The 13183-nt window shown below is 66.9% G+C and carries 11 protein-coding genes; 1 reads left to right on the forward strand and 10 read right to left on the reverse strand.

Features of this window, described 5'->3' with window-relative positions; all coding sequences use genetic code 11:
* Window positions 1-134: 134 nt before the first annotated feature.
* The 10 genes from ACQR1B_RS25560 to ACQR1B_RS25605 all read right to left on the reverse strand — a co-directional run bounded on the left by ACQR1B_RS25560 (window position 135) and on the right by ACQR1B_RS25605 (window position 11019).
* Window positions 135-749 carry a cysteine hydrolase gene (locus ACQR1B_RS25560; protein WP_434834862.1) on the reverse strand — a complete coding sequence of 205 codons (615 nt, stop codon included), beginning with the start codon at window positions 747-749 and terminating at the stop codon, window positions 135-137.
* On the reverse strand, window positions 746-2803 hold the full coding sequence (locus tag ACQR1B_RS25565; protein WP_434834861.1) for a hydantoinase/oxoprolinase family protein: 2058 nt from the start codon (window positions 2801-2803) through the stop codon (window positions 746-748). Before ACQR1B_RS25565 ends, ACQR1B_RS25560 begins: the two co-directional genes overlap by 4 nt.
* Window positions 2800-4533 carry a hydantoinase B/oxoprolinase family protein gene (locus tag ACQR1B_RS25570; protein ID WP_434834860.1) on the reverse strand — a complete coding sequence of 578 codons (1734 nt, stop codon included), beginning with the start codon at window positions 4531-4533 and terminating at the stop codon, window positions 2800-2802. The genes ACQR1B_RS25565 and ACQR1B_RS25570 overlap by 4 nt, the downstream gene beginning before the upstream one ends.
* On the reverse strand, window positions 4530-5402 hold the full coding sequence (locus ACQR1B_RS25575; protein WP_434834859.1) for an isocitrate lyase/PEP mutase family protein: 873 nt from the start codon (window positions 5400-5402) through the stop codon (window positions 4530-4532). Before ACQR1B_RS25575 ends, ACQR1B_RS25570 begins: the two co-directional genes overlap by 4 nt.
* A gap of 43 nt (window positions 5403-5445) precedes the next feature.
* Entirely contained in the window at window positions 5446-6147 is a 702-nt protein-coding gene (locus tag ACQR1B_RS25580; RefSeq protein WP_434834858.1) for an ABC transporter ATP-binding protein, read from the reverse strand.
* A complete protein-coding gene (locus ACQR1B_RS25585; RefSeq protein WP_434834857.1) occupies window positions 6140-6883 on the reverse strand; it encodes an ABC transporter ATP-binding protein in 744 nt (247 codons plus the stop codon). Before ACQR1B_RS25585 ends, ACQR1B_RS25580 begins: the two co-directional genes overlap by 8 nt.
* Window positions 6883-7854, reverse strand: a complete 972-nt coding sequence (locus ACQR1B_RS25590) for a branched-chain amino acid ABC transporter permease (protein WP_434834856.1) — start codon at window positions 7852-7854, stop codon at window positions 6883-6885. The genes ACQR1B_RS25585 and ACQR1B_RS25590 overlap by 1 nt, the downstream gene beginning before the upstream one ends.
* The gene (locus ACQR1B_RS25595) at window positions 7851-8723 is read right to left on the reverse strand and encodes a branched-chain amino acid ABC transporter permease (protein ID WP_434834855.1); all 873 of its coding nucleotides are present in this window, start codon (window positions 8721-8723) and stop codon (window positions 7851-7853) included. The genes ACQR1B_RS25590 and ACQR1B_RS25595 overlap by 4 nt, the downstream gene beginning before the upstream one ends.
* 251 nt (window positions 8724-8974) lie before the next feature.
* Entirely contained in the window at window positions 8975-10198 is a 1224-nt protein-coding gene (locus tag ACQR1B_RS25600; RefSeq protein WP_434834854.1) for an ABC transporter substrate-binding protein, read from the reverse strand.
* Window positions 10195-11019, reverse strand: coding sequence for a GntR family transcriptional regulator (locus tag ACQR1B_RS25605; protein WP_434834853.1), 825 nt, complete (start codon window positions 11017-11019; stop codon window positions 10195-10197). Before ACQR1B_RS25605 ends, ACQR1B_RS25600 begins: the two co-directional genes overlap by 4 nt.
* A gap of 157 nt (window positions 11020-11176) precedes the next feature.
* Here ACQR1B_RS25605 and ACQR1B_RS25610 point away from each other — a divergent pair, with 157 nt between their 5' ends.
* Entirely contained in the window at window positions 11177-13180 is a 2004-nt protein-coding gene (locus tag ACQR1B_RS25610) for an FAD-dependent oxidoreductase (protein WP_434834852.1), read from the forward strand.
* The last annotated feature ends 3 nt before the right edge of the window (window positions 13181-13183 follow it).

Consider the following 13183-nt stretch of genomic DNA (forward strand, 5'->3'; position numbering starts at 1 on the left):
TCCTCTCCATGAACACGCCTCTCGGCGTGTTCATGGTCGGTGTGCAGGACCGCCCTCGGTACCAGCCCCTCATGGTGAGGAGCGCCCCTTGGGCGCGTCTCGAACCATGAGGCCCCAGAAGACCGGACGTGCATTCATGACGCCGCCAGCTCCGTCATCGCCTCCGCGATCGAGGCCACGCGGCACACCGGCTTCAGCGCCGCGATTGCGGTGGCATGCGTCTCCGCGGTGAACGCCGCGCAACCGTCTTCGAGCACCACCGTCTCGAAGTCGCGAATATGCGCGTCACGCACCGTGGAAGCGACACCGCCATTGGTGACGATGCCGGCGACATAGAGCTTCTCGATCCGGCACTTGCGCAGCACCCATTCGAGCCGGGTCATGTAGAACGCGGAGTACGCGATCTTCTCGATCGTGATGTCGGCCGGCTGCAGCAGGTCCACGAGCTGATGGCCCCAGGCGCCGGGCAGGAAGTCGCCCTTGGCGAGGAACGGCCGCAACTGCTTCAGATGCGGCGAGATCAGGGGCTCGCCGCCCTTGCCCGGCACCAAGGTGAACTGCGTCGAGATGACGAAGCCGCCTTTGCTCCGCATCAGATGGGCAAACGGCTTGATCCGTGGCGGCAGCGCCGCGATGTCGGCGGCCGTCTGCCCCGCACGGCCATAGGCGCCCTGGGAATCGAGAAAGTCGTTCTGCAGGTCGACGATCAGGAGCGCGCTCTGCGCGGCCGGAATGCTGTGATCGCTCATGTCCGCTCCACGATGACGTTGCCGAATGAATCCACCCGCGCCTTGAAGCCGGGCGCGATCACCGTCGTCGCATCCGGCTGCTCCAGGATCGCCGGCCCCGCGATGTCGCTGCCGACCGGGAGGTCGAGCCGCGCATAGATCGCGGTGCTCCACCATTTGCCATCGAACCAGACGTCGCGGCTGCCGAGCCGAGCCTTGCCGAGATCGGCGCTGGCGTCGGGGGCGAGCGCCGAGAGGTCGAAGCGCGGCCGCACGCCGATCGCAGCTGTGCGCAGGTTGACGATCTTGATTGGTACGCCCGGCAACAGGCGGCTGAAGCTCTTCTGATAGGCGGTCTCGAACGCCTTGCGCACGTCGTCGATGGTCAGCTTGATCGCGCCATCCTTGATCTCGGCCGGCAAGGTCGCGCGGATGGTGTGGGTCTGGCCGACATAGTGCATGTCGAGCTCGAACATGATGTCGATGCGCTCGACCGCCAGCCGCGCGTCCTTCACCACGGCCTGCGCATGCTCGGCTTCGGACTGCATCCAGCGCGTCAGCGCCGCGATGTCGAGACCGTCGACGAACATGTTGAGCGTCTGCACCTGGTCGTGGCGGATGTCGGCGATGACGCAGCCGAGCGCCGAGGTGACGCCGGGATAGCGCGGCACCAGCGCCGCCTTGAGCCCGACATCCTTGATCAGCGCCGAGACGTGCAGCGCGCCGCCGCCGCCGAACGGCACCGCCGCGAAGCGCGCCGGATCATGGCCGCGCTCGATCGACATCAGCCTGATGGCGCCGGCCATCTTGCTGTCGGCAATGCGGACGATCGCTTCCGCCGCCTCCATGACGCCGAGGCCCAGCGGCTCGCCGACATGCCTGGCGATGGCGCGCTTCGCCGCCTCGACGTCGAGTGCCTTAAGCTTGCCGCCGATCGGCCTGTCGGCATTGATGCGGCCGAGCACGACATTGGCGTCGGTGAGCGTCGGGCGGTCGTTGCCTCCGCCGTAGCAGACGGGACCAGGCCGCGAGCCCGCGCTCTCCGGGCCGACCTGCAGCAGGCCGCCGGCATCGACATGGGCGATCGAGCCGCCGCCGGCGCCGATCGTGGTGATCTCGATCATCGGCGTGCGCACGACGAGGCCGAAATCGATCGTGGTCTGCGCCGCCAGCGACGTCGCGCCATCGACCACCAGCGACACGTCGAACGAGGTGCCGCCGAGATCGCCGGTGATGACGTTGGGGAAGCCCGCCGCCTTGGCGATCTCCGCCGCGGCGATCACCCCGGCCGCCGGCCCCGACAGCGCCGTGCGGATCGGGAAGCGCCGCGCCGCGTCCGTGGACATCACGCCGCCATTGGACTGCACGATGTGGAAGCGGCCGTCGAACGCCTCGCCCGCGAGCGCGTTCTGCAGCTTCTGCAAATACGAGCCGACTACCGGCTGCAGATAGGCGTTGAGCGCCGTCGTCGACGTCCGCTCGAATTCGCGAATTTCAGGCAGGATCTGGCTGGAGCAGGCCACGTCGTCGTTGGGCCAGATCGCCTGCACGGCTTCGAGCGCACGGCGCTCGTTGTCGGGATTGGCGAAGGCGTTGACGAACACGATCGCGAGCGCCTGCGCGCCCTTGGCGAGCAGGTCGCGCGCCGTCGCCGTGACCTGCGCCGCATCGACGGCGGTGCGGATGGTGCCGTCGGACAGCACGCGCTCATCGACCTCGGCGCGCATGTCGCGCTCGACCACGGGGACGAAGTCGCCCCACAGGCCCCAGGTGTTGCGGCGGTCGCGCCGGCGCATTTCCAGCACGTCGCGGAAGCCACGCGTGGTGATCAGGCCGATGCGCGCGCCCTTGCGCTCCAAGAGTGCATTGGTGCCGACGGTGGTGCCATGCACGATCGAGCTGAGATGCGAGACCGCGCCAAAACCCTGCAGGCCTTCGAGGAAGCCCACCGCCTCGTCGCCGCGGTTCGACGGCACCTTGTTGGTGCGGAAGACGCGCTTCGCCTCGTCGAAGTAAAAGAGATCGGTGAAGGTGCCGCCGACATCGACGCCGACGATGGTGCCGAGCTTGCTCATGCCGCACCTCCCGCGCGCAGGCTGCGCGTCGCGGCTTCATCGATCGCGCCATCAACCGTCACAGCGACCTTGTAGACCGCGCGCGCCTGCGCACGTGAGACGAAACCGAGCGCGACGTCGTGCGCGACATCAGCAACCGGCCGCGCCTCCGGCGGCCCCCAGCCGCCGCCTCCTGGCGTTTCCAGACGGACGCGCTTGCCAGCCTTGAGATGCAGGTCGGTGATCTTGGAGACCATCGGCGGGCTCGCCTCGCCAGAATCGGTCTGCCAGGTGAAGCGGTTGAGCGCCGCGCTGCCGCCGCCGGCGACGCCGAACGGCGCCGCCTTGCCGCGCTCGCCGAGCAGCGCGACATCGGCATCGGCCAGCAGCTCGACCTCGTAGACCGCGCCGACGCCGCCGCGATGCGTGCCGGCGCCGGCGGAATCCGGGCGCAGCGCCCATTGCGTGAACATCACGGGATAGGCGGCTTCGAGAATTTCCACTGGAGGAATGGTCGCAGTCGAGATCGGGTTGTTGGCGTGGTTGAGACCGTCGGTCGCCGGATTGCCGCCGAGGCCGCCGCCGAAGAACGAGAACATCACGAAGCGGCTGTTGTCCTTGCGATGGCCGGCGATCGACAGCGCGTTGATGGTGCCGAACGGCGCGGCGGTCGCGCGCGACGGATCGGCCTTGGCGAGCGCGCCGAGCACGACGCCGATCAGGCGCAGGATGGTCTCGGTGTAGCCCGCGACCGGCTTGGGCGGACCTGCCGCCAGCAGCGAGCCGTCGGTAATCGCAAAGCTGATCGGCCGGAGGCAGCCGGCATTGGCGGGCACCTCGGTGAAGACGTGCTTCAGCGCGACGTAGCAGGCCGCGATCGTGGTCGAGCGCGAGATGTTGATCGGGCCCTTGCAGGCGCCGGACGAGCGCGTGAAGTCGAGGGCCATCGTGTCGCCGGCAATGGTCACGTCGAGCGCCACCGTCAGCGGCTCGTCGACGATGCCATCATTGTCGAGCACGTCCTCGAACGAATAGGTGCCGTCGGGCAGCGAGGCGATCGCCGCGCGCATCAGGGTCTCGGCACGATCCGAGAACGCCTCGAACGCGTCGGCCACGGTCTTGTCGCCGTAGTCGTCGAGCAGCGCGCGCAGGCGGCCTTCGCCGAGATCGAGCGCGTTGAGCTGGCCGTTGAGATCGCCCCAGTTCGACATCGGCACGCGCGAATTGGCCTCGAGAATGCCGAGGATGTCGTGGTTCATGCGCCCCGCAGCGATCAGCTTCACCGGCGGAATGCGCATGCCTTCCTGAAAACTTTCGACCGCCTTCGGATTGTAGCCACCGGCGACGTTGCCGCCGATGTCGAGCCAGTGGCCGACCGAGGCGATCCAGCAGAACACCCTGTTGTCGCGGAACACCGGACGCACGAGGCGGAAGTCGTTGAGATGGGTGCCGCCGTCATAGGGGTCGTTGAAGATGAAGGTGTCGCCTTCCTCAAGGCCGCCATCCTTGTCGACCTTGGCGATGACGGCGCGCACGGCAAAGGCCATCGCGCCGACGAAGATCGGCAGGCCGCCCTGCCCCTGCACCAAGGTGTCGCCGGTGGTCGCATGATAGATGCCGTGACAGGCGTCGCGCGCCTCCGCAATGGTCGGGTTGAAGGCCGAGCGATACAGCGTCGCATCCATCTCGTCGGCGATCTGCTCCAGCCGGCCCTTCAGCACTGCGAGCGTGATCGGATCCAAGGTCGTCATGCCCGCGCCTCCTCGTCAGCATAGCGCGCGCCATTGGCCAGGATGTCGGCGGTGCCGAGCATTGCATTGAGGCCGGTGAAATCGAGCATGCGGTCGGCGAACGGCCGGGTCGAGCCGGCCTCGGCCAGCGACGCGTAGTAGGCGCGCGCGGCGAAAGCGAGCGCGCGCACGATGCCGCCGGGGAAGATCACGAGCTTGAAGCCGAGCGCGCCGAGTTCGGCGGCGCCATGAATCGGCGTCGAGCCGCCCTCGACCATGTTGGCGAGCAGCGGCCGCTTCGACGCCAGCCGGCCTGCGATGGCCGACAATTGCTCGCTGCTCTTCGGCGCCTCCACGAACAGCACGTCGGCGCCCGCCTCCGCGTAGCGCTCGGCGCGCGCGATCGCGGCCTCCATGCCCTCGATTGCCAGCGCATCGGTGCGCGCGATGATCAGCGTCTCCTCGGACTGCCGCGCATCGAGCGCGGCCTTGATCTTGCCGACCATCTCGGCCGTTCCAATCACCGTCTTGTCGGTGAGATGACCGCAGCGCTTCGGCGTGGTCTGGTCCTCGAGCTGGATCGCAGAGGCGCCCATGCGCTCGAACAACCGCACCGTGCGCTGCACGTTCAGCGCATTGCCGAAGCCCGTATCGGCATCGACGACGAGGGGAACGTCGACGCGGTCGCGGATGACGGCGATGGTGTCGGCGACCTCCATCATCGATACCAGGCCGATGTCAGGACGACCGAGCCTGGTGTAGGCGATGCCGGCGCCGGTCAGATACAGCGCCTTGAAGCCGGCTTCGGCGGCGATGCTCGCGGTCAGCGCGTCGTACACGCCGGGCGCGATCGTCGTCCCGGCTGATGCCAGAGTGGATCTCAGGCTCATTGTCGTTTCCTTGTTTCTCACAATTGGACTGAAGCGCCGATCTCTAGAGACCGAGATAAGCGCGCTTCAGCTCGGCATTCGATTTCAGCTCATGGGCCGGTCCGGAGAGCGTGATGAGGCCGTTCTCCATGATGTAGGCGCGGCCGGCGAGCTCCAGCGACTGCACCACGTTCTGCTCGACCAGCATGATGGCGAGGCCGGAGGCTGCGAGCCGCGCGATCAGCGCGAACATCTCCTCCACCATCAGCGGCGACAGGCCGAGCGACGGCTCGTCGAGGATCAGGAGCTTCGGCTCACCCATCAGGCCGCGGCCGATCGCCAGCATCTGCTGCTCGCCGCCGGACAGCGTGCCGGCATATTGCCGCGCGCGCTGCTTCAGCTTCGGAAAGGTCGCGTAGATCTGCTCGATGCGTTGGTTGCGGCCGCGCCGCGGCCGGCAATAGGCGCCGAGTTCGAGGTTCTCGCGCACCGACAGGTTGGGGAAGATCTTGCGTCCCTCGGGGACATGGATGAGGCCAGCGGCGACGATCTGAGGCGCGGCGGCATGCTCCAGCGCCGCGCCATTGAAGCGGATGGTGCCAGCCGTGGCCGGCACCACGCCCGACAGCACCTTGTTCAAGGTGGTCTTGCCGACGCCGTTGGAGCCGAGCACGGCGACGACCTCGCCGGCGTTGACGTCGAGGCTGACGCCGCGCAGCACTTCCGTTCCACCGTAGCCGGCGCGGAGATCGCGGATCTCAAGCATCGGCCTGCTCCGCACGCAGCCGCTCGGCGGCGCCGTGGCCGAGATAGGCCTCGATCACCTGCGGATCCTCGCACACGGCCTTCGGCTCGCCTTGTGCAATCATCCGTCCCTGCGACAGCACATAGACCTTGTCGCAGAGATTCATCACCGCCTGCATGATGTGCTCGATCATCAGGATGGTGACGCCCTGGTCGCGGATGGCGCGGACCAGCGGCAGCACATCGCGGATTTCGGACGGGTTGAGGCCGGCCAGCACCTCGTCCAGCAGCAACAGCTTCGGCTTGGTCGCGAGTGCGCGCGCCACCTCCAGCCGTTTGCGGCCGGCAACGGTGAGATCGGAGGACGCCTTGGTCAGATCGGCGCCGAGGCCGACACGATGTGCGACATCCGCCGCCTGCTGCATCGCCTCCTTGGCGTCAGGCGTATGCAGATAGGCGCCGACCGCGATGTTCTCCTGCACGTTCAGGCCTTCGAATGGCTGCACGATCTGGAAGGTGCGCGCGATGCCCGCGCGCGCCCGAACATGCGGGGCGAGCTGCGTGATGTCGCGCCCGTCATAGCTGACGGAGCCGCCATCGGGCTGCAGGAAGCCCGCGACCATCGCGAACAGCGTCGTCTTGCCGGCGCCGTTCGGGCCGATCAGTCCGGTGATCGATCCCTTCGCGACCGACAGCGAGGCCTGATCGACCGCGACGAGGCCGCTGAAGCGTTTCGTGAGCGCCCTGACTTCGAGCATCACGCCTCCTTCACTTTGGCCGACGCGCGCAGGCCGAGGCTCTTCATCAGCATCACCAATCCGTTCGGGGAGAATGCCACCGACAAGACGAGGATGACGCCGAACACCAGCAGGTCCATGCCGGGAATGCCGCCCGACACGCCCTTGGTGAGCTCGCCCAAGCCGAGCAGCACGATCGCGCCGATCAAGGGTCCCAGCACGGTGCCGGCGCCGCCGACGATGGCGGCGAACAGCGCCTCGATCGAGATCCACGAGCCGAAGGCGACATTGGCGTCGATGAACAGATAGTTCTGCGCGTACAGGCAGCCGGCGGCCGCCGTGAGCGCACCGGAGATCGCGATCGCCTTCATCTTGACCGCGAACACGTCGACGCCGAGCGCCTGCGCCGCCTGCTCGTTCTCGCGCAGCGCCACGAGATAGGCGCCGAAGCGCGAATGCTCCAGCCACCAGCTCACCAGCAGGCCGATGGCGACGAAGGCGATGGTGATCAGCAGGAACCAGCGGCGGTCGGCGAATTGCAGATATGGCAGGCCAGTCTGCAGCTTCAGCAGAATGCCGGCGGCACCACCGGTGAAGTTCGTGCTGTTGGCGAGGATGCGCGCGACCTCGGCGAAGGCGAGCGTGATCAGCGCAAAGTACGAGCCTTTCAATCCGGAGCGGAAGCTGAGAAAGCCGATGGCGGCGCCGACCAGCGCGCCGAGCGCAATGCCGATCACGAGCGCGATCCAGGCATTGACGCCGAAGCGGGTCTGCAGCACGGCCATCGCATAGGCGCCGGCGCCGAAGAACGCGGCGTGGCCGAACGACGACAGGCCGGCATAGCCGCCGAGAATGTTCCAGCCCTGCGCCGCCAATGCGATGATCATCATGAAGATCATCAGGTTCAACAGCGCGCCGGACAGGCCGGCAAAGGCGATCGCCGCGAGCGCGGCGACGATGATGGCGAGTGTCAACAGCCGCGGCTTCGTCATGCGCGCGCTCCGAACAGGCCGGTCGGGCGCACCAGCAGAGTCACGATGAAGATCAGGAAGATACCGATCTGGCCGAGGCTGTCGCCGAGAAACAGACTCGAGGCCGCCTCGACGACGCCGATGAGAAGCCCGCCGATCAGTGCGCCGGGGATCGAGCCCATGCCGCCGAGCACGACGATGGTGAAGGCCACCAGCACGAAGGCCGCACCGGTCTTGGGGCTGACGTAGAACGACGGCATCAACAGGCCTGCGGCGACGGCGAGACAGGCGCAGCCGATCGCAAAGGTCATGGCGTAGACATGCGGCACGCTGATGCCGACCAGGCTGGCACCGAGCTTTTCCTTGGCGACGGCGCGGATCGCCTTGCCGATGTCGGTCTGGTGCAGCACGAGCCAGAGCAGCAAGGTGGTCGCGATGGTGACGCCGAAGCCGACGACGCGCGGGAACGACAACAGCAGCGGCCCGAGCTCGACGACCTTGAACGAATAGTCGCTGGTGATCGTGCGCGTGTCTGACTGGAAGGCGGCGAGCAGCGCGTTTTCGATGATGATGGAGAGGCCGAGCGTGACCAGCAGGATACCGTTGTCCTTGCCGTGGCTCGCCGGGCCGATGATGAAGCGCTGCAGGCCATAGCCGAGCGCGAACATGAGCGGAGCGACGACCAGGATCGCGACATAGGGATCGAGCCCGAAGCGCGCGCAGGCAAGCCACACCATGAACATCGCCACAGTCAGCAGCGCGCCGTGGGCGAAATTCACGATATGCAGCACGCCATAGATCAGGGTGAGCCCGAGCGCGATCAGAGCATAGATCGCGCCCAGCATCAGTCCGTTCAACAGCGCCTCCACGACGATCTGGGGCGAGTACATCATATCCTCTGGTCGTCGAGAAAGCCGAATGCTTCCTCGGAGCGGCCGGACCAACTCCGGCACTTCGGGGCCTCATGGTTCGAGACGCGCCGCAGAGCGGCGCTCCTCACCATGAGGGTTTGCAGACGAGGCCACACACGGAGTCCTCATCCTGAGGAGCCCGGCAAAGCCGGGCGTCTCGAAGGATGGCCGCGCCCGCCGTAGCAGACACAGCCATTCACAGACGGACAACTACAGCGTCTTCTGTCCGATCACCCGTTGATCGGGAAGATCGGCTTGGCGTCGGCGTAGTCGGCCGGGTAGATCACCTTGATGTCCTTGCCCTGCACCTGCGTGTTCAGCGGCAGCGCGCTGGTGTTCTGGCCCTTGGCGTCGAACTTGGTCTTGCCGTAGGGCATGATGCCGCTGTCGAACTCGTTCGCTGCCAGCGCCTCGATGATCTTGGCGCGATCGGCGCTGCCGGCCTTCTCGACCGCCTGGGCGAACACCTTGACCAGCGAGTAGTTGATCGGCGTGTTGTAGGCGTAGAACTTGCCGGCCGCGGTCACGGTCTCGCGCAGCTTGGCCGTAACGGGACTCTTGGGATCGCCCCAATGGTTGCAGTCCATCACGCCCTGGGCGGCTTCCGGGAATTCGTTGACGAAGCGGTAGCTCGAGGCGGCTCCGCCGAACACGGCGTAGATGCCCTTCGGACGGACCCGCTGCTGCTGCAGGGTACGGGCCATCAGCACGAATTCGTTGAAATAGTGCGACGGCACGATCAGGTCGGGATTGAGCGCGCGCAACCGCAGCACGACGTTGGTCATGTCGCGTGCCGGGGTCGGATGCGCGATGGTCTCGACGATCTGGAAGCCGAGCGGCGGCAGCTTCTCCTGCATGATCTTGGCGAGGCCCGAGCCGAACAGGCCGTCCTCGTGCACGATGGCGACCGTCTTGATCGGCTTGCCGGCGTCGTCGTTGAGCTTCACCAGGTTCTTCAGTGCAACCGCGGTCGCCATGCTGAAATTCGGGTTGAAGCGGAAGGTGTTCTTGAGACCACGCTCGGTGATCGTATCGGCCACCGCGCAGTCAACGACGAAGGGCAGATCGTAGCGCGACGCGGTCTGGGTCGCGGTCAACGCGATGCCCGAGGCAAAGCCGCCGAGCACGGCAGCGACGCCGGCCGACTGCAATTCCTCGGTCGCCTGCGCGCCGGCCTCGGCGTTGGAGCGGCTGTCGCCGATCACGAGCTCGAGCTTGGCGCCGCCGAGCGCCTTGATGCCGCCGGCGTCGTTGATCTCCTTGATCGCGAATTCCGCGCCGATCTTGGCGAGATCACCGTCGAGCGCGAAGGCGCCCGAGATCGGCTGCAGCAGACCGACCTTCACCGGCGCGGGCTCGGCGCGGAGCAGGCCGGGCGCGGCCAGCATCGAGGTGAGCGCAACACCGCTCTTGAGCACGGTGCGGCGTGACAGTGACTTCGAACGGCGCGTCATGACTTCCCCACTTTCCTGACTGGCGGCCGCCGGCGCGGGCGCTCCCTGCGGTACACCTCGGCGGTCGGGCTCCAGTGCCGGTGCCCTTCGTCGCCCGTCCGTTCGAGGTTCATCTGCAATGTGTAGCGGTCGGGCCGATAGAGCGCCTGCAGGTGCTCCATCGGCTGGCCGTCCTTGCCGTAAACCGTGCGGCGCAGCGCCACCAGCGGCAGGCCGACATCGATGTCGAGCGCCTCAGCCACATCGGGGCTCGACAGCACCGCGCTGATCTCCTGCCGCGCCGAGGCGCTGGTGAGACCCGAGCGCTCGATCAGCTCCAGCAGCGGCATGCGTGCGAGATCCTCACGCGAATAATTGCGGCCGATGCGCTCGGGCACATGGGCGACGAGATAGGAGAACGGCACGCCGTCGACGAGACGGACACGCACCGAACGCTGCGAGCGCTCGTCAGGCGCAAGCTGCAGCGCCTCGCGGATCTGGTCCGGCGGCGTCAAATAGTCGAACGACAGCAGGCGGACGTCGGTGGCGCGGCCCATCTCGATCAGATGCGCGAACACGTTGGCGACGTCTGCGAGCACCGTGCGCACCTTCGAGGCCGGGCGATGCACGAAGGTGCCGAGACCACTCTTCTTCTGTATCAGGTCTTCTGATGCAAGCAGATCGAGCGCCTGGCGGATGGTGACGCGGGAGACATTGTGCTCTCCGGCCAGCGCGAACTCGCCGGGCAGCCGCTCGCCGTCCGCAAGCTCGCCGGATGCGATCTTGTCCTTCAGCAGCAGGTAGATCCGTCGTGCCTTCAGTGGCTCGGACGCGGCGCGCAAGGTCGGCTGGCCTCTATGATTTCGAGCTATCTTGCTTTCAATACAGTAGGTGTATAGAAAATATGACAGCTTGGGTCAACCGGCTCGGCCGTCGGATCGAAGCAAGGATCAAGCCATCGATCGAGGCACGGATGGCGTCCCGGGAGGATCACGCGATTTGTCGCAGCATCAGCCATATGCTCAGGCCCTGAGCCCGCTCGACGTCGGCGCCCTGCGCTTCCGCAACCGCATCTTCGTTCCCGCGCATACGACCAATTTCGGCTGTAATCATCTGCCGAGCGCGCAGCACCTCGCCTATCACCGCGCCCGCGCGCGCGGCGGCGTCGGCGCCATCATCTTCGAATCCATCCGCGTGCATGCCAATTCGCTCGGCCGGCCGCAGGCGGTGTGCGGCTTCGATCCCGCCTGCATCGATCCGTTCCGCCGCATCACCGATGCGGTGAAGGCGGAAGGCGCCTGCATGCTCGGCCAGATCATTCATCTCGGACGGCAGGTCGAGGGCGATTTCGAGCGCACGGTGGCCTGGGGCGCCTCAGCCGTGCCGTGGGCGATCTCGGCGCTGCCGCCGCGTCCGATGGACGAATTCGACATGGAGCAGGTGATCGAGGGTCACCTCGTCACCGCGCGCAACCTCGTGGCCGCCGGCTTCGACGGCATCGAGCTGCAGATGGCGCATGGCCATCTGCTGCAGCAGTTCATGTCGCCGCTGTCCAACAAGCGCGATGATGCCTATGGCGGCTCGCTGGAGAACCGCCTGCGCTTTCCGGCCCGCGTGCTGGCGGCGCTGCGCGCCGAGCTCAGCGCCGGCTTCTGCCTCGGCATCCGCATCAGCGGCGAGGAATATGCCGAGGGCGGACTCGGGATCGACGAGGCCGAACGCATCGTGCCGATGCTGGCGCGGCAGACCCAGATCGATTTCGTCAACGTCTCGCATTCGGCCTATGTCGCAAGCTACTCGCTGGCGACGCAGATGGCCGACATGGCGTTCGATCCGGCGCCGTTTCGATCGCTGCCCGCGCGCATTCGCCGCGAACTGCGGGCGGAGGGGTTCGACACGCCGGTGTTTGCCGTGTGCCGCTTCACGGGACTTGATGAAGCCGATGCCATGATCGCGAGCGGACAGGCCGATGCCGTCGGCATGGCCCGCGCGCATCTCGCCGAACCGGCGATCGTCAAGAAATCCATCGCGGGCCGCCTCGACGAGATCCGCCGCTGTATCGGCTGCAACCAGGGCTGCGCCGGCATGCTGGAGCGGAACCTGCCGGTCCGCTGCCTGATCAATCCGGTCGCAGGGATCGAAGACAGGTTCGACGAGCCCGAGGCACTGCCGCGCGCTGCGGCAAAGAAAATCCTCGTCGTCGGCGGAGGTCCCGCGGGGCTGGAAGCCGCGCGTGTCGCCGCCGCGCTCGGTCATGACGTGACGCTGTGGGAGCGCAGCGATCGGCTCGGCGGCCAGTTGCAAACCGCCTGGCTGATGCCGAAGCGTGCGAACTTCAAGACGTTTGTCGATTTCCAGATCGCGGCCCTGGCTCGGCTCGGCGTCCGCGTGGTCTTCGACAAGACCGCCGATGCCGCCGCCATCCAAGCGTTCGGCGCCGATCGCATCATCCTGGCGACAGGCTCGACCACGACGGCGATGGCCATCGCCGGCAACGGGCCGGTGTTCACCCTGCCCGATGCGCTCCAGGCGCCGGACAAGCTCGGCGCCGAGGTTGCCGTGTTCGACCGCACTGGCGAATGGGGCACGCTCTCGGCGCTGGAGCATTTCGCCGATCTCGGCAAGGCCATCACATTGTTCGTGCCCGCCACGAGCTACGCGTGGCGCACAACGGTCTACTCGACGCTCGCCAACAGCCGCCGTCTGCGTGAGCGCAAGGTCAGGATCGCGACGTTGCGCACGGTACGGTCATTCGACGGTGAAACGCTCGATGTCGAGGATCTCTCGACCGGTGACGTGGAGCACCTGACCGGATTCTCGGCGCTCGTCGCAGTGGATCACAACAGCGCCGACCAGACGCTCTATCTCGCCCTGCGGCGTGCCGGGCGGCCTGTCGTCCAGGCCGGCGATAACAACGCGCCGCGCACCGCGCTGGAAGCGACGTATCAAGGCCACATGGCAGCGCGCGCCCCCTTCCCTGCGGCGCCGGGAGTGATGACATGAGGA

The sequence above is a fragment of the Bradyrhizobium oligotrophicum genome (assembly GCF_051168495.1).
GTDB lineage: Bacteria > Pseudomonadota > Alphaproteobacteria > Rhizobiales > Xanthobacteraceae > Bradyrhizobium > Bradyrhizobium oligotrophicum_A.